This window comes from Pseudarthrobacter sp. NPDC058329, assembly GCF_042879835.1.
Classification (GTDB): domain Bacteria; phylum Actinomycetota; class Actinomycetes; order Actinomycetales; family Micrococcaceae; genus Arthrobacter.
In genome coordinates this window covers 208,005-229,064 of the sequence record NZ_JBHVZR010000005.1, presented here as the reverse complement: position 1 = coordinate 229,064, position 21,060 = coordinate 208,005, and the positions used below count along the sequence as shown (strand labels likewise).

Sequence of the window (21,060 nt, the reverse complement as noted above, 5' to 3'; positions counted from 1 at the left end):
CATGAGCCTCTGTCAGTAAAACTGAATTCTCCCCTATTCTGACGCCAATGCAGATCGTCGCATCAAATTTCACGTGCCAGATGAGGACGGCGACCGGCGCCCCCCGAGTTGCCCGCCACACCCCGTCCAACGCTGCTCTACGGCGAAGGCGACCTCCGGGAGCCTTGAAGGGTGCGGCGTGTAACATGCCCTCCTACGGTTTCTGCTCCTCGGACGTAGGCCCGATAGCTACTTGACCGGATATCCGTTCCTCTTCCATACGGCTCAGGGCCATCGCTTCGCCGCTGCTGCCGGCGATCGTAACTGCCCGCTTGTGCCGTTGCAGGGTGATGGCACAGCCAATAGGCGCTCCAGCGTCCCGGCTCAGGGATGCGGCCGCGTGCGGTCAGTCCATCCAGAAAGCCTTTGAGGTCTTCGCTGCCAGCAAGGAGCTGGTGAAGTTGCTGAAAGTCCTCGTTCTGCGCATCTCTGTCCACAAGATCCATGCTAGGAGCAGGGGACCGCGAACAACAGAATTTGCGGAATGACCGAGTTATTGGTCCGTGGCCCTCCCGCTTTCGTCTGGCCTGGGGCGGAGTGCCCGGCTGTAGCTGGCGCGCCGGCCGTTGACGCCGAGGGTGTTGAGGGTTTCGTTCAGGGCGTGCGCCAGCAGGTCCCGTTCCCGGGCCGGGAAGCTCAGCACACCGTAGACGTAGGCATCGACTTCAATCAGGCCGGATTCTCCTCCGATGCCGAAGTATCTGATCCAGATCTGTTCAAGGGTCAGTGGTGCAGCCTCGAATGCCAGCCGGAAACCCTGGCGTTGTTCATCCTCATCCCCTGCGGCCGCCCAAAGTTCAGCCCTGGTCATGAGCGAGTCCTGGCGTGGACTCGAGGATTTCTTCTGCAACTGCCTGCAGCGTCCGGTTCTCGTTCAGGGCCCTGTCCATCAGGTGGAGTATCGCCTCATGGTTTCCCATGCCCCGGCTGGCCATGACGATCCCCTTGGCGGTGCTGATGATGTCCCGGTGGGTCAGTGTTGTCTTGAGTTGATCGCTGAGCATCCGGCCACGCTCCCTGGCCTGGGCATTGGACAGGAAGATCGAGGCCTGGGCCGCCAATACCTCCAGCAGCCGGATCAGTTGGGGCGTGGCGGCATTGGGCTGCGGCCAGTAAATCTTGATGGCCCCGAAAGCCAGGTCCCCTGTAAGAAGGGGGACGCTCAGGCAGGAGCGTAAGCCCAGCTCGTCTGCTGCCATGCCCCATTCAGGCCAGCGGAGGTCCGTGCGCACATCCGAGATATCCACCGGGTGCCCCGAGGCCCATGCGCTCAGGCACGGCCCCTGCCCAAGATCGTATTGCAGCGCGTCGGCCTCCACCACGATCCTGCCTGTGGACGCTGTGCTGCTGCGGCTGCCGTTGGTATCCATCAGGGAGACGCCCGCTCCGACGGCGTCATGCACCGCCAGGACCGCGGCTTCAGTGATGAGGGCCAGGGCGTGGGCGACCGTATCCTCGCTCAGGATAACGTCGGACAACCGTGCAAACACTGCCGCCAGCTCATCGGCCAGCGGCAATTCAGTATCTATAACCGCGTCGATTCCAGCGTCCAGGTCCTAGGTGAACCATGCGCTTATCTCCTCATTGGAGCACACATCACCCGCACAAGCCACCGTCCAAGAGGTGCCTTCCCGGCGGCATCGGACACCCACTTCGGGGGGTGGATGAGGCAACACCCGGGGCCCAGTCGCTGACCACCGGCCCCGTATCCGCACCCGCAGGTTAACTGGATTCTGCCACCGCTAAATCACAGGCGGTGTGGGTATTTCTTACCCGTCTTCCCCTGGCGGAAGCGCTACGTTGATGATTCGCCGCCAGCCAGCGCGTGAGCGCTGGCAGCGGCGAACTACCGGACTTTGGGCTGGCTTCCGCCCTGCTGCAGAAGATTCCTCAGAGGCCAAGCGCCGCATTTGCTTCACGACCACCCTCATGGTCGCTTCTGCTCGCCGCCCCAGTCAAAAAAGTTCGGCGGTGCTACTGCGGCTTTGGACGGAGTAATGAACCATAGCGATAGTGGACGCCGTGCACGCTTCTCCACAGTCGGACTGGGGCTGAGCGGCCCCGCTCCCTCCGCGATGTCCACGATCAACGAGAGCGGTTCACCGGATGGCAGCGGCAGCCCGCACAGAACGGTCTGGACAGAACGGGGAGGAACTCCCTAAATTCAGAGAAGGAGCCCTGCCCGGTGCAGACAAGGACCCCCTCCTTGGTGACCTCTGCACGGGTGCACATGGGACACCGCTGTAGAAACGCGGCGGTCAAGAGCGCCCGCCGAGAAAGAGCCAAAAATGGCCGACTCGCATTTTGAAGATTTTCTTAACGAAGCCACTACACCGGAATATGACACCGACTGCCCACTGGACCCTGACTGCCTCTACGGCCTGTATGTCAGCTGGTGCCTGATCCATGACATTGAGCCAAGACCCGATGCCACGTTCCGTGCCGGCATGTACCGATGCGGCTTCGATGTCCACGACAGCCGCCTTCGCATGCGAGGACCGGCCGCGGCTGACTACATCCTCGCCAGCTACCCCGCCGCCACCTGACCAACCGGGAACGCCGCAAGCATTCCGGCGGTTCCGGGCTGCCCAAACTCAAGCTTCAAGATAGGCTTTCGCTTCCGCCAAGGCTCCCGACCAGCCCGCGGCGTTATCGTCGAGCGCGTCCCGGCGTTGCACCTCAGCCATTCCGGTGAAGTCGAAAAAGCTTTCGCGGACGCGAAGGGAGCACATGCCGTCCCCGTCGGCCCCCACCCAAAACTCCACGAGCGTCGGCCGCATCATGTCCTCGCCCTCTGGCGTTTGCTGCACCCAACGGAAGGCCGCATAGCGGGGCTGGCAGAGAACGACCGTGTGAATGGCCAAGGCACCGTACCTCTCATCCAGGACGACCCGCTCGCCTGGACGATTGCCCTCGATAACCACCGGGGGCACCGCGGTGCGGGTAATGAACCATTCCGGACGGCTCACCAGAGGCCAAATAGAATCGGCACCCACCGCGATCACGATCGAGCACTCTACGTAATCAGCCGTCTCACTCACACCCGGTCCCTCCAAACTGCGCGCCGAACTGGAGCTGCACGATCACGGAACTGCTCATGCACCTAATCATGCTTCGCCGAGCCCCGTTCCGCCGGACCCGCAACTCTGATGTCACCGCAGTGCCCGTTAGCCGGTCCGTAGCCGAGCCTCAGGAGTGGCGGAGATGCCTATTCGGGCACTTCCAAACAGAACCCGCACTCGCAATGCAGGACGCGGGTGGAAAGGTAAACATCCAGAGTGTCGTCGTCAGCTTCACTTCGGGTCGGGCGTGCTGAGAACCGGTGCAGTTCCGATCCGGCCCGTGTCATTGGTCGTCCGCAGTGCAGATATCGGGAGCCGAAGATCAGCACGTCCCCCGTCTGGTCCGACCGCCCCAACACTATTGACAGATCAGCGACGCTGGCAGGATGTTCGCTGAAGAGGCTACACCGGCCGCAGACGTAGGAGACCAAGACAACGTCGGCGGCGCGTTCGGGCAAATCAGCGACCGATCTCATCACGAGGTGCTGATCGGTGCCGCAATGGTCGCACATCAACGGCAGGATCCGCGGCAGTCCTCCGCCGCCGGGCCGGAAGCTGGGAGATTCCAGGGACATCAGCGTGCGTGGGTGTGGCTGGAGAGGATGTCATCCTCGGGGCGCACTCTTCGATGCACAACCCGCCACTGGGGACAAGGGGACGGAGGCGCATGCCCGGCCGGGAAAGTCAGCCTGGTCCGCGGCCGGGCCCAAGCCGAAGGTTGGCCGGGGGCCCGGAAGACGGCGTCGCGGAGGAGTGGCGGGAAGATGGAGGTGGCCATGGCAGGCTCTTTCCTCGACGTGCGGTCTGGGCCGCCATGTTGCTACAGCAGCGTAACCTCCCGACGCTGCACATCGCCCAGAGGGTCCTGAAGGAAGCGTTTCACCTACCCAGGGACTTCTACCGAGAAACCTATCTTCTGCTGACGGGCCTTGTACAGAGACGGGAGACCGTCCGCCTCCCTGCCGACCGTTATGCTCCATGTCGGCGCCGTTGCTCCTCAATCCCGTTACCCACTTCAGGACGGGACCATGGCACATGGCGGCCGGTACCACCAAAATAGTCACCAGTGGCGGCCGCCGAGCATCGAAGAAACACCAGTCACCGGGACTGATTTTCTGGAGCGGCTGCCCTCCGAGGTTATGAATATCCGCGCAACTCCGAGGCTGCGGCACGTGTCCCAGCCAGCTTTTTGCGGTCACCGCGGCTCAGTTCGAGGCCGTCCAGCGAGCATCGCCCTGGGGCGAGCGTGCAATCGTCATCCTTTCGACGGGCGCCGTGACGGAGGCCCGTCGATAGACTCGAAGGATCATCTGCCCGTGCGCGTTTGGGGAACAGCCATGAGCGAAGCTCTCGTCCATATCGACCAGTTTCGGATGGATTTCGGTGACAAAACCGTCATCCGGGACCTGTCCTTCGACGTCCACCGGGGTGAAACGTTCGGCTTCCTGGGCAGCAACGGCTCCGGGAAGACCACCAACATCCGGGCGCTGCTGGGCATCTACCAGCCCACCGCCGGGACACTCCACATTGACGGGAAGCCGTTCCGGCCCGAAGACGGCGGACGGCTGGGGTATTTACCCGAGGAGCGCGGCCTGTACAAGAAGGAAAAGGTCATCGAGGTGATGACCTACTGCGGCCGGCTCAAGGGCCTGGACCGGCACGCCGCCAAGACCTGGTCCTTGGAGTACCTGGAGCGCGTCGCTTTGGCGGACAAGGCCGGCGTGCAGCTGGACAAGCATGCCTTCCACCCCCGTCAGGGCTGGTTCCATCACACCGGATGCCCGAGCGGAAGCAACGCCTGCTGCGGGACAAGTCGCCGCAGTCCGCTGCAGTCCTGCCGCGTTAGATCATCAAACAAGGGGCGCGTTTCGGATACAGGGCTGACCTGGAAGAACGACTAAGCATCCCCTGCGCTGTCGCCTAACAGGACGTATATCTGTTCTCGTTTTCCCTTGGACCTCCCTTGGCGAAGGAATCGTGCGCCTGCCCAGTGGTTTTCAGTGACCCCCATCGGCCGTGCTCGGGGGCGCTTTAGTCAACCGCTCTAAAGCGGGAGGCATGCATTGACGCCCTATCCTTGTGTTCTTTCAGCTCCCCAAACGGGCCGACTTTCTAAATGGGGATCCGAATGGGGACAGAGCTTGGAAGAGCTTACTAAGCGTGCTTATGATGTTTCTTCGAGCGGCAAGCAGGGTCCGCCCGCACCGCCTGCAGCACTTGTTGCGGGGCAATGGCTGGAAGGCTCTTATCCTCATCTCCATCACGTATGGGTTTCAGACCAGCGCCCCCTTCGCTGTTTCTGGGCTTCCCTGTCGTCAGCTCGATCCGCAGACCGGACTCAAGGAAGAATTGGACTCCCTTGGGCAACGGCGCGTCCCCTGAGGCAATAGTCGGCAACTGAGCCGGTATTACCGAGAGCATGAGTCCTCCGGCTGCGGTGCTGAGGCCGTCCGGAGGAGACTGGGAGGAACAACATTTTTGGCTAGTCCCACCGAACCCAACTTAGGAGCACCGTATGCAAGTCCCTGAACCCCGAGGACCGATCAGTTCTGGATTGATTAACCTCCTCGCCGGGGACCCCAGCGCCGACCCAGCGGCGCTGACCGCCCTGCATGCCCTCGTTGCCGAAGGGGGACTCACCATCGGTGATGCGCTCGATGAGGACTTCCAGCTCGCTTTGTTCTGCCTGTATGAGCTGCACTATGGAGGACTGAACGGCGTCGATGACCGTTGGGAGTGGAACCCCGGGCTGATCGGGATCCGCCACCTGCTCGAAGAGCCATTCGAGCAGTGGCTACGCTCCGAGGCAGGTCCCGTCATTGCCTCGGTCCGGCCCGCCGGTGAGGGTAACCCCGACAGCGACGCCGTCGCAGCACTCCTGTTTAACCTGGCGGCCCGCGATGGTGGTCCAAGCGTTTCGCGCCATGTGGCGAAGAAGGCGACAATCGGGGAGCTTCGTGAATTTCTGATTCATAAGTCGATATATCAGCTCAGGGAAGCGGACCCGCACACTTGGGCTATCCCCCGCCTCACCGGCAGAGCCAAAGCGGCTCTCGTGGAGATCCAGGCAGACGAGTACGGCGGCGGGCGCCGGGAACGCATGCACAGCGAAATGTTCGCCCGGACCATGCGGGGGCTCGGGCTCAATGACAGCTACGGCGGCTATATCGACGCGGTGCCTGCCATTTCTTTGGCATCGGTGAACCTGATGTCTCTGTTCGGTTTGAACAGAAGGTTACGCGGAGCCATCGCCGGGCACCTGGCGTTATACGAGATGACGTCCTCTCGGCCGAACCAGCTCTATGGGAACGGATTTCGACGCCTGGGCTTCGGCACCGATGTGACAGGCTACTTTGATGAACACGTCGAGGCAGATGCGGTCCACGAACAAATCGCCGGGCGTGACCTCGCCGGCGGCCTTGTGGAGGCTGAACCGGGCCTCCTTGAGGATGTCCTCTTCGGTGCGGCCGCGGTTTCCTGTATCGACGTACGCTTCGCGTCCCATCTCATGGACGCCTGGGAGAACGGCCGGTCCTCAATGAGGCAGCCGGTGCCCGCTACGGCATGACTAGCTGCAACCGTACCCTGATCCCTGGCGCGGAATACATTCTGCCCCTGCGATGGGTTGATGACTCGGCACTGGCTGACCTCGTACGCTATCTGGAAGCTTTGTGTGAATGGATCGCGGTGACGGTCGTCGACGGGTCACCGGACGCACTGTTCGAACGCCACACCGACTGCTTTCCCTCGGCCGTAAATCACGTTCGTCCAACCCCCGGAGCGGCGGGCAACGGCAAAGTCGCCGCCGTAATGACAGCTGTACGCCTCAGCACGGCGGAACGACTCGTCATTGCCGACGACGACGTGCGGTACACCCCGGAGGGTCTCAACGCGGTGATCGCCGGCCTCGACCGCGCCGATATCGTCAGACCTCAAAATTACTTCACAACCTGGCCGTGGCACGCACGCTGGGATACATCCCGTACCCTCATCAACCGGGCCTTTGCCGGTGACTTCCCCGGGACTCTGGCCGTGAGTCGAGCCGCGCTCCAGGCGACGGGGGGCTACGCACCGGTCTTATTCGAAAACCTTGAGCTCATACGTACCGTGACGGCCGCCGGAGGCCGGGAAGAACAAGCCACCGCGCTGTTCGTTGCGCGCAATCCGCCCACCGCCCGACACTTCCTCCGGCAACGGGTCCGCCAAGCCTATGACGACTTTGCCCAACCCGGACGCCTCGTCATTGAGCTCATTCTGCTGCCACTGCTGACCTGGATACTTTGCTTGCCCGGGTGGCGACGGATCCTTGCCCTGCTATGCGCTGCGGCCACTGCTGCGGCACTGGCGGAATCGGGCCGCAGACGCCAGCATGGCCAGGAAGTATTCCCCGCCTCTACATCGATGTTCGCCCCCCTCTGGGCGGTCGAGCGTGCCATCTGCATCTGGATGGCCGTCGCCCTTCGGTGCCGCGGAGGAGTTCCGTACGCTGGTACCCGCCTAAAAACGGCCGGCCACTCCCTCAACTATTTGCGGCTTCAGCATGAAGGCAAAATCCGCTCTGCCCGCCCCGCCAGGTAGGAAAAAATATGAACGACCAACACACCTATACCACCGCGCTGGTCCTCTGCCCGGACGGGCCCATCCTGGTCCTGGCGACTTTGACATCCTCACACCTTCCGGAGAACCGGTGGCACGAACACGCAAGACGGTTGCCCTGTGCAGGTGCGGTGCCTCCGCCATCAAGCCATACTGTGACGGCACTCACAAACTGATCAATTTCCGCACCGGGACCCCGAATACCCGGACAAGCAGCAACCCGGACACGGACCCTAAACCTGGAAGCTCCACAACGGAACCTGTCAGTTGACGCGACCCGTGACGGACCGGCGGGGGGATTGCTTGCGGAAGAGGCCCTTTTTGCCATCCTTTCGTGGCGTTCCTCTCCGGGCTTAGGTAGTTAGAGCTGCTCAGCCAGCCGGCAGGAGATATCCGGAAATGCGGGGGTCAGGAGGCGAATTGGAACTGGTTGAGTCGGCCACAGCAACGCACCTGAAATTGATGCCTTGGCTCTGCCCGTGGCACGGGCAAATGCCAGTGCTGGCGGTGACCGGGCAGCGGCACCGCGTAGAGACCGGACTGGTGGAGCAGCTGTCCGCCTACCCTGTTCTGAACTGTTTCGACTGATTTACAGCACAGCCGAACGTGAGCTCGTCATTGCAGATGGTCGTGTTTTAGCCTTCGCATTCGATGCAGTAGGCGTGGCCGTTGCTCTCGAGGGCAAGTTGGGACCGGTGACGGACGAGGAAACAGGAATAGCAGGTGAATTCGTCTGCGGCCTGAGGGATGACTTGAACGATGAGTTCTTCGGAGACAATTTCTCCTCCTGGAGTCAGCCCCTCGTCGAGGGCATCGGCTTCGTCCAGTTCGCTGACGACGCTGCGGGCATCCGGGGCCTTCGCGGTCTGCAACGCCTCCAGGGACCGGTCCTGGGATTCTTTGACGTCGGAACGGAGCTCGTCGTAGTCGGTTGCCACTGTGGTGCTTCTCATTTCTTGCGCTGTTGTCTGATGTTCCTTCTGACGAGACTGCAACGCACACCATCTCCCTGTTGTTCCCCCGCCGGAGGAACATCAGGGAGATTCGTTTATGAGCCAAGCAGCATCGTGCTCGGGTCTGGTCCGTTGTCACGTTGGGCAGTTCCTCCCCCGCCGCGTTGGCCTTCGCTTGGATGGTTCTTTCGGCAGAGAGCCTTCCGCCTGCATCAGACGTCCAGCACGACTTCGGTTCGCCGGTCGATTGGTGCGGGGCAGCAATGTAGAGCTTCGCGCCTCCTCTGTACAAGGTGCTGCAGCGGAAGATAGGTTTTCTTGTAGAAGTCCCTGGAGTTGCCGAACGATTTGTCCAGGGCACCTCCAGATGTTGTTGTGCAGCGTCAGGAGGTGACGTCGCTGTAGCAGATGGCGGCCCATACCGCACACAGAGGAAAGAGCCTGCTATGGCCACCTCGGGTTTTCCGTCAGTCCTCCCCCACGCTGTTTTCCGGGCCTACCAACCTCCTTCTTGGCCTGAACCACCGCTAGGGGCCAGCCATGCCTTTCAGGCGGCGGGAGCGCATCAACGTCCCAGTCCTCCCCCACGACTGTTGCTACCTCAGCGGATCCGTCGCGGGGTTTGCACCCTTGTCAGCTACTCCGAAGCCCGCTGATGTCGCTGGAGTCTCGCAGCTTCCGGCCCGACGGTGGAGGGCCGCCCCGGATTTTGCCGCTGATGTGTGACTACTGCGGCACCGATCAGAACCTCGTGATTAGATCAGTCGCTGATTTGCCCGAAAGCGCGGCCGACGTCGTCCTGGTCTCCTACATCTGCAGCCGATGCAACCGCTTCAGTGAACATCCCGCCAGCGTGGTTGACCTGTCCGCAGTGTTGGGGCGAACGGACCAGACAGGGGACGTGCTGATCTTCGACTCGCAATACCTGCACTGTGGACGGCCGATGACAAAGACCGGCTTTGAGCTGCGGCGGCTGTCGATACCCAAGGCCCGGGAAGAAGCTGTCCAAGACACTCTGGACGTCTATCTCTCCACCCGCGTCCTTCACTGCGCGTGCGGGTTCCGACTTGAAGTGCCTGAGTAGAGCCCAAGCGGTTCTGAACAAGAATCGCTGCTCTGCTACAGACAGGACTGCCTCCCACGACTTGACTGTCCGCCGAATAGAAGGAAACCCGCATGAATAAAAGAAACAACCCCCGCAATGAAGACTCGCTCCTAAGGACCGGAGCGAACGACCATTCGTGGGAACGAGAGCACCGGCACCCCACGGCCGACCAGGTCCGGGCCATCGGGAACCGGCGCCGAGCCTCGGAGGCAAAGCTGGAGGAGCACCAGCGGCAAGCCCGATTAGGGAAACGACAATAAAGGCCGGGAAACTAAAAAGCCGTCCCGGCTACCGCTTCGGTAATCTCAGTCTGGGGTGGGAAACCGGCTGATATTGGCTCTGCTGAGGCTTTCTCCGACGCCTGTTTCGTACCAGAAGATGGCAGTCGGTTCCGGTCTCGGCGTATCGAGGTTCTGGTAGAGGGCATCCAGCAGCCTTGCCAGTTCCAGATCCGACAAACTGGAGATGGTAGTTTCGGGCCCCCTGGGGTCACGGATGATTCTGAAAAGTTCCGGGTCTGGCATCAACGGCTGTTCTGCCTTTCGCTGTGTCGCATGCAAGGCAGTCATTCGATGCAATCCATGCAGTCCTAGTCTCAATTACACCCACGGTGTCGGTGGTCGCAACCTGGCCAGCTGCTGGGTGTGCGTGCTGCCCCCGTCCTCTACTGCTGGACCCGTCCCTTGGGTCACAGTTGTACCTTTCAAGGGGTTGCCTCGGGCATGAGGAGGGTGCGAAATGCCGACAGGGCCGCGGGGAGATCTTCAAGATGCGGGTGCCATGCCTTTTCCCACTCCAGACACGCCCAGTAGGTCGGGTTTCCCTGGCGCTGGCTTACCTTTTCGGCAATACCCGCAATTTCGGTGATAGGGATATCGCCTTCGCCAGGGAGGGTGAGGGTCACGCTTCCTGGTTCTGGTCCGAGCACCGCGTCTTTAAATTGGCAGTACGCCAGCGAGCCCTCCAAGTAGCTGGCAGTCTCTTCAGGACGCTCCCCGTGCCTCCAGGGGTGGAGTACGTCCCAAAGGGCTTTGGTAGTGCCGGCCGGTTCAACCACGCGCAGAATCCGGGAAATATCCCGGCCGGTCGGGTGCGAGTCATGGGTCTCCAGGAGCAGGTCGACGCCTAAGCTGGACGCCGCTTCCGCAGCAACGGACAGCCGTCCAGCGGCAATCTGGTCCCAGTCCTTTACTTCGCCATTGCCCTCAGCGCCCGGAAAAATTCTGACACCGCCGGCCCTGAGGGAAGCGGCGAGTTCGAGCGTTTCGTGCAGGGCGGAGATGACATCAGCGTCCGGCGCGGGTGAGCAGACTTTGATGTAACTGGAAATGGCGATCAGCGTGAGGCCAGCGTCTTCGATGCGCCGTCTTACTGCTTGCTGAGCCGTGGCCGGCATGTTCCTGGTGATGGCTTCACCATCGGCGATTCGAAGCTCCAGTCCTTCGGCTTTTCCTTCTTCAGCGCAGCGGATGAGCTCGTCGATGCCGGCTCCGGGCATGCCGAGGGAGGAAAATGCGAGCTTCATGCGTCCTGTCCTGCGCCAGTTTCGGCGATCTTATCCACGGCCTGCGGTGCTGCTTTCCAGTGCGGGCTCGGTTGTTGACTGACGTACATGCAGGCGCGGAACAAACTCGAGGTGTTCGGTGGCCATGGGTTCGCTTGGGCGGCCGAAATTTCCTGCTGGTTCCCTTTCGGCGATGCGGCTCAGAAGCCGCTGGACCGCCCGGTGACCGACCACGCTCTTCCAGGGTGCTACGGCGGTCAGGGGTACGTGCGCTACTCCGGCGATGACGTCGTCGTATCCGGCCAGGGAGACCTCTTCGGGGACGTCTATGCCTGCGTCCTCCAGCCACATCATGCAGCGCACAGCGAGCTGGTCGTTGTGGACAAAGATACCTGTGGCGCCGTCGCGGACGGACTGCAGCAGCAGTTCGGCTGCGTCCTCAGAGCCTGCACCTCCTTCGTCGATGACTCCCAGGGATTCCAGCCCCAGTGACTCCACGGCGGACAGGTATCCTTGCCGGACCTGCGGGGTGTTGGGTCCGGAGATCATGACACTGACGAGTTTGCGGTGGCCCAGTTCGGCAAGGTGCCGGATTGCGAGGGCAGCTCCGGCGGAGTGCGAGGAGCTGACGGAGTCCAAAATCGAGGCAACCCCGGTGGAGGCCACCGGGCGTTCGACCAGGACGACAGGTACGGAGAGGGATACCAGCCATTGCTGCTGTTCGGCGTCGAGTTCGCCCGTGACGAAATCGGGGGTGGGGGCGATGAGGAGCCCGTCAACGCCTTTGTTCGTGAGCCGGGCGACCTGGTGCATTTCGGTCGCCTTGTCGTAGTCCGAGACGCCAAGGACCAGTCTTGCTCCTGCTGATGCTGCAGCGGCTTTGGCGCCAGCGATGACCCCATCGAAGTAGTAGTTGCTGTGCGGCACTACCATACCGATGGTTTTTGGCCCGTCCAGCGCCATCGGCGCAGGTTCGGAGGCGGGGGAAACTGAACCGTGCGTCCGATGAACCAGGCCCTGCGCGGCAAGTTCCTCCAGGTCCCTGCGGATGGTAACCGCGGAAATTTTCAACCGGCGGGCCAACTCGAGAACGACCTGGGAGCCTTCCTGCTGAACGATGTCGAGAATAGCCTGCCGTCTCTCTGTCACACTCCGCGCCATCGCAAAACCCCCTGAACGATTGTTTGATCAATTTGATCATACTCCCACGATGTTTTGCCGATCCTGAGGATTACCGTTCGAACAAACGGCCCAAGCAAGTGCATTTAGAACTCTTAGACCCTTAGTGGAGGGCAAGAGTGATCATATGATCTCTTTCATTGATAGCTCGCACAGGGGCCTGTAGCATCACAAATCGCCCACAGGGTGATGCGCACCACACAAAGTCCCTTTGATTCTCCATGCCCTCTCAGGCCCCCAAGGCATGGATCGGGTCCGCGATGGTGCCCCTCTTGGCGTAACCGCACCCTGCCCTCCAGGCGGGCCCTATCCCCAGGAAGAACATGAAATCCGCACTGAAGACATTGCGGCAACTGGCAGCGGCACTGACCGTTGTTGCCCTCAGTACCACCGTGGTGGCCACCTCCGCCACGGCAGCTAACCCAAACCTGGTCACCAACGCCTCTTTCGAGGCATTCGGCACCTCCGGACCCACATCATGGGGCACATGGACTCCGTCCGGGACCGCCACCTACACCCAGGTTCCCGGCCGGGATGGCAGCGGCGCTGTCCAAATCGCCACCGGAACCACCACCAGCCGTGGCTTCCTGGTCCAGGACGCCGCGGTGCCCGGAACGGTGAAGAAGCTTCGCCTGACGTTCTGGCAGAAGAAGGGGACCCTCACGGGCACCGGCAAGGCGGGCGTCCGCGTTACCTTCCCGGGCACTCCCACCCAGTTCTACGGAACTGATGCCGCGACCGCTTGGCGCCAAGTCACGGCGCACCTGGATGTCCCTGCGGGCGCGACCAGTGTCCGGGTGGAGCCAATGGTGGATGGCATGCAGGGCTCAATGCAGCTCGATGACATCGACTTCAGCGTCTATGACGAAGCCTCAAACCTGGCTTCCAACGGCAGCTTTGAGGCCTTCCCCGGAGCCGTCCCGGACGCGTGGGGCCGCTGGAATGCAGCCGGAACCGGCACCGTCAGCAAAACGGACGGTTACGCAGGTACCAACGCGCTGCGCATTAAGACCGACACCACCTCCAGCCGACTGGCATTAACCCAGGACATCACCCTCCCTGCGGGCGGGGGAACGTTCAAGGCAGAATTCTTCAGCCGGATTGCATCGATTTCCGGCACCGGCAAGGCCGGCCTGCGCATTGACGTGCTGGACGGCGGTGGCGGCTCAAGCTTCATCGGCCGGAACACTCCGACCTCCGGGTGGCAGAAATCCTCGGGTCTTTTCACCGTTCCGGCTGCTGCCACCAGGATCCGGCTGCACGCTTTCAACGACGCCGTCCAGGGAACCATGGACATCGACGACATCCAGGTCTCGCCGTCGACCGTGACCGCGGGACTCGCCACGGCCACCACAGAGGCAGGCGACATCGGGCTCAACTGGACCGTTGCTGCCCCGACAGGCACCCCGGCACGCTTCGATATCCACCGCGGACCGGCAGGGTCGCCCGTAACCGCCGATGCGTCCACCCTGATCCGCAGCGTTCCGGCGAGCCTCCTGCAGGCCACAGATGTGGAATGGCTTCCCTCGACCGAGTACAAATACGTTGTCATCGCCAGGGACGCCGCTGGTGCAGAAGTAGCACGCACCAACGAAAGCAGCATCCTCTCCCCCGCCGCTGACACAACAGCGACAAGCTACCTCAGTGTCACTTCGGACACCGTTGGCACGCACCTTGGCTGGCGGGCAGTCGGCAACGCTAAGCTGCCGCTCACAGCGGTCGGCCACACCGAGGCCATCACCGCGGCCAACGTCTCCTCCGCCCGCACCGCAGCAACGGGCCTAAGCCGCTTCGGCGGAACCAGCACGCAGGAGGCAGGCGGCCACTTCGCCCTGGTCGACGCCAACGGCACCCTGCTGGCGACCGCTTCCCGGGCCGCTTTGCAGCACCCCCGCATCGGTCTCACCACGGACGTGCTGGCCAAGATCAACCGCCTCATTGGTGCTCCCGGCACTCCCCAGGACGCCTGGAACACCATCAAGGCGCGCGTCGAGGGCGGCATGGCCACCTTCGGTTCCTCTGCTGACCGGTATGCCCGCGAAGCGGCGTTCGTCTACCAGGTCACAGGTGAGGCCCGCTACGCTGCCATGGCCTACGACGCGTTCGTCGCCGCCGCCAACGCCACCCCGTTCACCGCCAAGCAGGATCTGGACACCGCCAACCCTGTCTCGCAGCTGGCACTCACCTACGACTGGGCCTACAACGGCTGGACGGACGCCCAGCGGGCCTTCGCCGTCGAATACTTCGAGCGGACGGCGGTCTTCTTCGAATTCGCCAAGCACCCGAACATCATCCTGCCGGACAAGGCCAGCAACTGGGTGGGCGTCGTGCGCGGCGCTGAGCTTGCCCAACACCTGGCAGTCCGCGGCGATGCCGGGTACGGCATGAGGGACACCCGGATCGGTACCCTGGTGGACCAGCTTCGCCAGCACCTGGAAACCGCCCACACCGAGCACGGCTGGTTCCAGGAAGGCCTGGAGTACCTCGACTACACCCAGATGATGTCCATGCCGGGCATCCGCGGCAGCATTGACGTCGGTATCGACGCCCTGAAGCACGCATGGATGGCACCGGACACCGCTAACCTCCTGCTGCACACGGTGTCCCTGCGACAGCCCAACAACCGGCTCCAGTGGGGTGTCGCCGGGGCAAACAACTCCACCGCGTGGCCGCTGTATCTGGGACAGGCCAAGACCGGCGAGCTCGCCCCGATGATCGAGATCTTCGAAAGGGTCAACGGCCACCGTGCCACGACGAAGTTCTACTCCCCCGGATTCATCACCCAGGGGCTCATCGACTGGCCCGAGTCGGTCCCGGCCGGCGAGGAGTATGACCCGGCCAAGGTATACCCCGCGATTCTGGATGACGAGGCGGGGTCCTATTCCTTCCGGAACCGCATCGTTGACGCAGACGACGTCCTGGTCCAGCTGAACAACCGCAACCACTCCCACCTCGGCTGGGCAGGGGACGAAACGTTCGGGATCTCAATGATCAGCCACGACGCAACCTGGGCCACCCAGCCCGGCAAATCGGTCACGGCGGCCAACAAGTACTCCCGGGTCCTCGTGGACAACAAACCGGACCAGGCAGAGGGCAACGGCCGGACACTGGCCTCAAAGACCTACGAGGGCCAGGGTGGCGGCTACGTCTCGCTCGACGGCAGCGCCAACTTCCAGGTCAGGTCAGCAACCAGGGAAGCCGTCGTGGACATGACAGACCACGGCGACGCTGATGCCCTGCTCGCCTTCCATGACCGTTTCACGGACACTGCCAGCCACACCTGGGCCTGGCAACTGGCACCGGAAGCCGGCGTCACCGTGGACTACGAAACGATCGGCACGACTATCCAGTTCACCTTCCGTAAGGGCCAATCCTGGCTCCGAGGGTGGCTGCAGAACGCCCAAGGGGCCACCGCGGCCTTCACGGACGGCTCGTTCCGGATCACCCGGACCGGCACCAGTGCAGAGTTCGACATCGTTCTGGCCGTGGGGAACGGAACCTCAATCCCTATCGCTGAAACTGAGGGGTCAAAGATCAGCGTGTCCGGGGCAACAATAGACACGGCGAACCTGAACACCTACCAGCCCGGCGCCGCGAAGAACCTCACGGCCCCGGTCCTTTCCGGAGAACCCGACGTCGGACAAACGCTCAATGCCACTTCCGGCACCTGGAACGAAACAAGCCTCACCTTCTCCTACCAGTGGCAGCGCAACGGCGCAGACATCACCGGTGCCACCACACCGGCCTACACCCTGGCCGCAGAGGACCAGGGCCAGGACATCACGGCTGTTGTCACCGCCACAGGAGAAGACCGGCTCCGTACCTCTGCCGCCTCGCCTCCCGTAACGGTCCGCTATGCAACAACCACCACGGCGACCGTGAAGCGCAAGACAGGCGTCTCCTGGCAGGAGTACGACGTTGCCATCAGCGTTTCATCCCCGGGCGGAGACCTGAGCGGCCCCGTGGTCGTCACCGCCGGAGACTTCACTGCCACCGGAACTGTCGACAGCAACGGCATGGGTCTGGTGACCCTGCCGCCGCTTCCGAAGGGAACCTACTCCGTGGTGGCGACCTACCAGGGAAACAGCACCACTTCGGTCTCACCGTCCGCCTCGGACACGCTCAGGATCGTCGTCTAAAGACGAAGGAAGTGCCCGAAAGCGGCGGGCCGGATCTCCTGATCCGGCCCGCCTCTTTTGTGTTCCAACGGGCTTGGCTCGTGCACTGCCACAGCCAATATAATTCGTTTCTTTCATTTGAATACAAAAACAGATCGTTTTGCTCATCTGCGCTTGACTGGACAGGCGTGGTCTTTCACCATTGTGAGTGGGGCCACATCTACTAGGAGTTATCTTCATGCCACGCAGTCGCAAACCAAGCATCGTCCTTGCAGCGGGAATGCTCTCAGCAGCACTCCTTGCCGGCTGCTCGGGAACAGGAGCGGGTACAACCGCTTCTCCTGCACCCACCGAGCAGGAGACGGTGGAAATCACCTTCTCGTCATGGTTGAAGGGTTCAAAGCAGGTCGTTGACGCATTCAACGCCGCCCAGGACGACGTCAACGTGACCTTCAACGAAGTCGCAAGCTCCAAGGACAACTACCCGCAGCTGACGAACCAGGTGCAGGCAGGAAACGCGCCGGACGTAATCACCGTGGAATACCCGCGCGTCGCCGAAATGGCCAGCCAGGGCGTCCTGAAGGACATCAGCAACGAAGCCGGCGGCCTCGTCAAGGACAACTTCTCAGAATCCATCCAGTCCCTGGTGAACTTCGGCGGGTCCACCTGGTCCGTACCGCTGGACGCAGGCCTCCTGCAGATGTACTACCGCGCCGATCTCTTCGAGCAGTACGGCATCGCGGTGCCGAAGACCTGGGACGAATACAAAGCCGCAGCCGAGAAGGTCGCGGCTGCGGATCCGAACGTCCGCATCGGCGCCAGCGCCGTGGGCGACCCGGCCCTGTACGCCGCCCTCGCCTGGCAGAACGGAGCCAAGTGGGGCGCGCTCGATGGCGAGTCCTGGAAGGTGGACATCGACACCGAGGAAACCAAGGAAGCCCTGAAGGTCCAGCAGGACCTCGTTGACGCCAAGCTCCTCTGGACCGAGGACGCCCCGGTGCTGCAGCAAAAGCAGGCAGCCGGTCAGCTCCTGTCCGTCATCAGCGGATCATGGTATGGCGCGGGCCTGCAGGCCACCTACGCGGACCAGGCCGGAAAGTGGCGCGTCGCCCCGGTACCGGCACCGACCGCGGAACCTGCCTCGGCGCTGTACGGCGGCTCAACCTTCGGCATCTCGGACAACAGCACCAAAGCCGAAGCGGGCGTGAAGTTCATCGAGTGGATGACCACCAACCCTGAAGGGATCAAGGCACGCATCGCCGGCGGAACCTCCACCGTCTTCCCCGTGAACGAGGAAGCCCGCAAGGCTGCCACCGACGCGTTCAAGCCTGACTTCTTCGGCGGCCAGAACATCTACGAGGTAGCCGCTGAGGGCCTGGCCGCAGTACCCGAAGGCTGGGTATGGGGACCGGGTACGGCCACCACCCTAGCCAAGCTCACCGACGAAAGCGCGAAGGTCAAGGCCGGAAGCACCAAGCTCACCGACATCTTCGCCCCCACCCAGGAAGCCACGGTCTCTGAGCTGAAGAACCGCGGCATCTCCGTCAAATAAAGACCCCTTGGCCAGTCCGCCGCGTTCCCCCAAGCCGGCGGGCTGGCCAAGGCCCACACAGTGCCACCCATTCGAAGGGAAAAGTCATGACAGGCGCCACCACAACGGCCCGCTCCACCGTCATACGCCGTTCACGCCGCCGGTCAGGCAAGCACGCTTTCTTGTTCCTGGCTCCGTTCTTCGTGCTGTTCCTGGCGTTCACCATCGCACCCATTGGATACTCAGGATTCCTGAGCCTCTTCACCGAAAAGTCCAGCGGACTGGGCCTGGGCGGAACAGCCAGGGTCTTCAACGGCCTGGCCAATTACGCCCGCGCCCTCCAGGACCAGGCGTTCCTGGCAGGCTTTGTGAACATCGCCGTTTACTGCCTCTTTTACATCCCGGTCATGATCGGACTGTCCCTGGTTATTGCGCTTCTGCTGGACTCCGCGGCCGCACGCGCCAAGTCCTTCTTCCGCCTGGCCTTCTATATGCCGAACATCGTCCCGGGCCTGATTGCTGCCGTCATCTGGGTTTACCTCTACACCCCCCGGCGTGAGCCCGCTGGTGGACATCTATGAAAGCACCGGTGCCGGCTGGGACATGGGCAGCCACCTGGCCGCCCTGCTCTCCCTGTCCAACATCACCATCTGGCTGCACACCGGATATAACGTCATCCTCTTCCACGCCGCCCTGCAGGCCGTGCCGCAGGAGGTCCTGGAGGCCGCCACCGTTGACGGCGCCGGACCCATCCGCACAGCTTTTGCAATCAAAGCCCGCATGATCATGGGCGCTGTGAGCGTCGCGACGCTGTTCACCGTCGTCGGGGCCATGCAGCTCTTCGCCGAACCCCTGCTCCTGAAGAGCCGCGCAACATCCATCGACAGTACGTGGACCCCGAACATGTTCATCTACCAGACCGCATTCGACAAGCACGACTTCGGCTACGCGGCAGCAACAGCACTGATCTTCGCCGTCTTCATCGGAGCACTGTCCTGGGGCGTCACCAAATTCGGATCAAAGGTGGAATCATGAGCCCCATCACCACACAACCGGCAACGACCGGCACCACGCCCCTGCCCCCCGCAGCCGCGCCCAGGAAGCGCCAGTCCAGAAGCGCCTGGTCCTCCAAGCTCGCAGTCAACATCATGCTGGGCATGTTCTGCCTCTACACCCTGCTGCCGCTGACCTGGCTCATCGTCGCATCGACCAAGAACACCTCCGACCTCTACGGCACAGCCGGGTTCTCCTTCGCCGAGTTCAACCTCATCGAGAACCTCGTCCAGCTGTTCACCTGGGAAAACGGAACCTTCCTGCGCTGGATGGCCAACACCGCCGCCTACGCCGGCCTCGGGGCCTGCGCCTCAGTCGCCGTATCCTTCCTCGCCGGCCACGCCTTCGACAAATTCGACTTCCCCGGCAAGGAACGCTGGTTCGGTTTCGTCCTGGTCGGGGTCCTCGTGCCCGCGGCGGTGACCACCATGCCGCTGTACCTGCTCGCTTCCAACCTCGGCCTGGTCAACAACTTCTGGGGAGTATTCCTGCCCCAGATCGCCAGCCCTTTCGGTGTCTACCTGGCACGCATGTTCAGCGCCAGTTACGTGCCCAAGGAAATCATTGAGGCCGCACGACTGGACGGCGCCGGTGAATTCCGTGCCTTCCTCACCATCGCCGCACCTTTGATGAAGCCAGGAATCGTCACCCTGTTCCTCATGACCTTCAGCGCCATCTGGAACAACTTCTTCCTCCCCCTGGTCATGCTCAGCGACACCAACCTGTTCCCGGCAGCGCTGGGCATCTACTCCTGGCACGGCAGGACACTCGGTGACCCCGAATACGCCCAGCTCGTGGTCGTCGGTTCGCTCGTCACCATCATCCCGGTCATCGTCCTCTTCATCTCCCTGCAGAGGTTCTGGAAAGCCGGCATCGGGTCAGGAGCCCTCAAATAGTCACGAACCAGCACCTGCCCCAAGCACGGCCCAAAGCCGTCCTCGCCATGGAAAACGGCCTACCGGAAAGACTCTTCACCCCTTCGGTGTTCCAGGACCTTACGACCCTGGTGGACCTGCAACCGGCCCTGCTCACCAAAGCCAACGCGGAGGACTACCCCCTGCAGGACATCGAACTGATCATCGGATGCTGGGGCTGCCCCCGGCTCGATGAGGAGATCCTGGACCGGATGCCCCGCCTCAAAGCCGTCATCTACACAGCCGGCTCGGTCAAGGAGTTCGCCTCTGACGAACTGTTCAACCGCGGGATCACCGTCACCTCGGGTGCCGACACCAACGCCCTGCCGGTGGCCGAGTACACACTTGCCATGATTCTCCTCTCCGGCAAGCGCGTCCTGGAACTCGCCCGCCGCTACGTGGACAGCCGCCAATACCGCCCCTTTGAGGTGGAGCCCGCGCGGTGGGGCAACCACGGACTCAAAGTCGGCGTCATCGGCGCCTCACGCATCGGCCGACGAGTGATCGAGCTGCTCACACCCTTTGACATCGACGTCGTCTTCTATGACCCCTTCGTCCAGCACGGCATCCTCGACGCCCGGCCCGCCAGCCTGAAACACCTGCTGGAAACCTGCGACGTCGTCACCCTCCATGCACCTGAGGTCCCCGAGACCTTCCACATGATCGACAAAGATGCGCTGTCCCTCATGCGGGACGGCGCCACGCTGATCAACACCGCCCGGGGATCCCTGGTGGACACAGCGGCACTGACAGCCGAGCTCGAGTCTGGCCGGCTGCACGCCGTCATCGACGTCACCGACCCCGACCCGCTGCCGGAGGAATCCCCCCTCTTCGATGCCCCGAACCTGGTGCTCACCCCGCACGTCGCCGGGTCCCAAGGCAATGAGCTGCACCGGCTCGGGGAAGCCGCGTACCGGGAAGTCACCCGGTTTATCGCCGGCAGGCCCCTGCTGAATCAGGTCAAAGCAGAAGTCCTCTCCCACACCGCCTGACGCACGCCGCACCA

The 21,060-nt window shown here is 62.5% G+C and carries 17 protein-coding genes and 2 pseudogenes; 12 read left to right on the top strand and 7 right to left on the bottom strand.

Features of this window, described 5'->3' with window-relative positions; translation table 11 throughout:
• Positions 1 to 532: 532 nt before the first annotated feature.
• Complete coding sequence (locus tag ACFVYC_RS09855) at positions 533 to 850, bottom strand: hypothetical protein (RefSeq protein ID WP_387549398.1); 318 nt, start codon at positions 848 to 850, stop codon at positions 533 to 535.
• Positions 837 to 1,556, bottom strand: a complete 720-nt coding sequence (locus ACFVYC_RS09850) for a GAF domain-containing protein (protein WP_387549396.1) — start codon at positions 1,554 to 1,556, stop codon at positions 837 to 839. Before ACFVYC_RS09850 ends, ACFVYC_RS09855 begins: the two co-directional genes overlap by 14 nt.
• Positions 1,557 to 2,327: 771 nt before the next feature.
• Between ACFVYC_RS09850 and ACFVYC_RS09845 the strand changes: the two genes are divergently transcribed.
• Positions 2,328 to 2,585: a hypothetical protein gene (locus tag ACFVYC_RS09845; RefSeq protein WP_387549394.1), complete on the top strand. Its 258-nt coding sequence runs from the start codon at positions 2,328 to 2,330 to the stop codon at positions 2,583 to 2,585.
• 48 nt (positions 2,586 to 2,633) lie between these two features.
• Here ACFVYC_RS09845 and ACFVYC_RS09840 read toward each other — a convergent pair whose 3' ends face one another.
• Positions 2,634 to 3,080: a hypothetical protein gene (locus tag ACFVYC_RS09840; protein WP_387549393.1), complete on the bottom strand. Its 447-nt coding sequence runs from the start codon at positions 3,078 to 3,080 to the stop codon at positions 2,634 to 2,636.
• Positions 3,081 to 4,438: 1,358 nt separating this feature from the next.
• On the opposite strand from ACFVYC_RS09840, the pseudogene ACFVYC_RS09835 reads away from it, so the two are divergent.
• The 4 genes and pseudogenes from ACFVYC_RS09835 to ACFVYC_RS09820 form a co-directional block, all read left to right on the top strand.
• Positions 4,439 to 4,837: pseudogene (locus tag ACFVYC_RS09835) on the top strand (ATP-binding cassette domain-containing protein); the annotation flags it as partial.
• Positions 4,838 to 5,616: 779 nt separating this feature from the next.
• The gene (locus ACFVYC_RS09830) at positions 5,617 to 6,669 is read left to right on the top strand and encodes an iron-containing redox enzyme family protein (protein WP_387549391.1); all 1,053 of its coding nucleotides are present in this window, start codon (positions 5,617 to 5,619) and stop codon (positions 6,667 to 6,669) included.
• Positions 6,666 to 7,679, top strand: a complete 1,014-nt coding sequence (locus tag ACFVYC_RS09825; protein WP_387549390.1) for a glycosyltransferase — start codon at positions 6,666 to 6,668, stop codon at positions 7,677 to 7,679. The genes ACFVYC_RS09830 and ACFVYC_RS09825 overlap by 4 nt, the downstream gene beginning before the upstream one ends.
• An 8-nt stretch (positions 7,680 to 7,687) precedes the next feature.
• Positions 7,688 to 7,968, top strand: a pseudogene (locus tag ACFVYC_RS09820) (CDGSH iron-sulfur domain-containing protein).
• A gap of 364 nt (positions 7,969 to 8,332) precedes the next feature.
• On the opposite strand, the gene ACFVYC_RS09815 reads toward ACFVYC_RS09820, so the two are convergent.
• Positions 8,333 to 8,635 (bottom strand): DUF4193 domain-containing protein, encoded by a 303-nt coding sequence (locus ACFVYC_RS09815; protein ID WP_387549457.1) that lies wholly within the window; start codon positions 8,633 to 8,635, stop codon positions 8,333 to 8,335.
• A 766-nt stretch (positions 8,636 to 9,401) separates the two neighbouring features.
• On the opposite strand from ACFVYC_RS09815, the gene ACFVYC_RS09810 reads away from it, so the two are divergent.
• The gene (locus ACFVYC_RS09810; protein ID WP_387549388.1) at positions 9,402 to 9,734 is read left to right on the top strand and encodes a hypothetical protein; all 333 of its coding nucleotides are present in this window, start codon (positions 9,402 to 9,404) and stop codon (positions 9,732 to 9,734) included.
• A gap of 326 nt (positions 9,735 to 10,060) precedes the next feature.
• Here the strand turns inward: ACFVYC_RS09810 and ACFVYC_RS09805 are convergent, their stop codons facing one another.
• From ACFVYC_RS09805 to ACFVYC_RS09795, 3 genes are all read right to left on the bottom strand, one after another.
• Positions 10,061 to 10,324, bottom strand: coding sequence for a hypothetical protein (locus ACFVYC_RS09805; RefSeq protein ID WP_387549386.1), 264 nt, complete (start codon positions 10,322 to 10,324; stop codon positions 10,061 to 10,063).
• A 134-nt stretch (positions 10,325 to 10,458) separates the two neighbouring features.
• Positions 10,459 to 11,280: a sugar phosphate isomerase/epimerase family protein gene (locus tag ACFVYC_RS09800; protein ID WP_387549385.1), complete on the bottom strand. Its 822-nt coding sequence runs from the start codon at positions 11,278 to 11,280 to the stop codon at positions 10,459 to 10,461.
• Between the two features lie 30 nt (positions 11,281 to 11,310).
• The gene (locus tag ACFVYC_RS09795; RefSeq protein ID WP_387549383.1) at positions 11,311 to 12,408 is read right to left on the bottom strand and encodes a substrate-binding domain-containing protein; all 1,098 of its coding nucleotides are present in this window, start codon (positions 12,406 to 12,408) and stop codon (positions 11,311 to 11,313) included.
• Positions 12,409 to 12,761: 353 nt separating this feature from the next.
• Here ACFVYC_RS09795 and ACFVYC_RS09790 point away from each other — a divergent pair, with 353 nt between their 5' ends.
• The 6 genes from ACFVYC_RS09790 to ACFVYC_RS09765 all read left to right on the top strand — a co-directional run bounded on the left by ACFVYC_RS09790 (position 12,762) and on the right by ACFVYC_RS09765 (position 21,046).
• A complete protein-coding gene (locus tag ACFVYC_RS09790) occupies positions 12,762 to 16,577 on the top strand; it encodes a hypothetical protein (RefSeq protein WP_387549381.1) in 3,816 nt (1,271 codons plus the stop codon).
• Between the two features lie 217 nt (positions 16,578 to 16,794).
• Complete coding sequence (locus ACFVYC_RS09785) at positions 16,795 to 18,108, top strand: ABC transporter substrate-binding protein (RefSeq protein ID WP_387549379.1); 1,314 nt, start codon at positions 16,795 to 16,797, stop codon at positions 18,106 to 18,108.
• 86 nt (positions 18,109 to 18,194) lie between these two features.
• On the top strand, positions 18,195 to 18,668 hold the full coding sequence (locus ACFVYC_RS09780; RefSeq protein ID WP_387549377.1) for a carbohydrate ABC transporter permease: 474 nt from the start codon (positions 18,195 to 18,197) through the stop codon (positions 18,666 to 18,668).
• Positions 18,643 to 19,122, top strand: a complete 480-nt coding sequence (locus ACFVYC_RS09775) for a carbohydrate ABC transporter permease (RefSeq protein WP_387549376.1) — start codon at positions 18,643 to 18,645, stop codon at positions 19,120 to 19,122. Before ACFVYC_RS09780 ends, ACFVYC_RS09775 begins: the two co-directional genes overlap by 26 nt.
• Entirely contained in the window at positions 19,119 to 20,036 is a 918-nt protein-coding gene (locus ACFVYC_RS09770) for a carbohydrate ABC transporter permease (RefSeq protein ID WP_387549374.1), read from the top strand. Before ACFVYC_RS09775 ends, ACFVYC_RS09770 begins: the two co-directional genes overlap by 4 nt.
• A 47-nt stretch (positions 20,037 to 20,083) precedes the next feature.
• A complete protein-coding gene (locus tag ACFVYC_RS09765; protein WP_387549372.1) occupies positions 20,084 to 21,046 on the top strand; it encodes a hydroxyacid dehydrogenase in 963 nt (320 codons plus the stop codon).
• The last annotated feature ends 14 nt before the right edge of the window (positions 21,047 to 21,060 follow it).

Coding starts and splice junctions, on each gene's coding strand:
- ACFVYC_RS09845 (WP_387549394.1), top strand. CDS start 2,328: ATGGCCGACTCGCATTTTGAAGATTTTCTTAACGAAGCCACTACACCG.
- ACFVYC_RS09855 (WP_387549398.1), bottom strand. CDS start 850: ATGACCAGGGCTGAACTTTGGGCGGCCGCAGGGGATGAGGATGAACAA.
- ACFVYC_RS09765 (WP_387549372.1), top strand. CDS start 20,084: ATGGAAAACGGCCTACCGGAAAGACTCTTCACCCCTTCGGTGTTCCAG.
- ACFVYC_RS09805 (WP_387549386.1), bottom strand. CDS start 10,324: ATGACTGCCTTGCATGCGACACAGCGAAAGGCAGAACAGCCGTTGATG.
- ACFVYC_RS09800 (WP_387549385.1), bottom strand. CDS start 11,280: ATGAAGCTCGCATTTTCCTCCCTCGGCATGCCCGGAGCCGGCATCGAC.
- ACFVYC_RS09790 (WP_387549381.1), top strand. CDS start 12,762: ATGAAATCCGCACTGAAGACATTGCGGCAACTGGCAGCGGCACTGACC.
- ACFVYC_RS09825 (WP_387549390.1), top strand. CDS start 6,666: ATGACTAGCTGCAACCGTACCCTGATCCCTGGCGCGGAATACATTCTG.
- ACFVYC_RS09830 (WP_387549391.1), top strand. CDS start 5,617: ATGCAAGTCCCTGAACCCCGAGGACCGATCAGTTCTGGATTGATTAAC.
- ACFVYC_RS09770 (WP_387549374.1), top strand. CDS start 19,119: ATGAGCCCCATCACCACACAACCGGCAACGACCGGCACCACGCCCCTG.
- ACFVYC_RS09780 (WP_387549377.1), top strand. CDS start 18,195: ATGACAGGCGCCACCACAACGGCCCGCTCCACCGTCATACGCCGTTCA.
- ACFVYC_RS09785 (WP_387549379.1), top strand. CDS start 16,795: ATGCCACGCAGTCGCAAACCAAGCATCGTCCTTGCAGCGGGAATGCTC.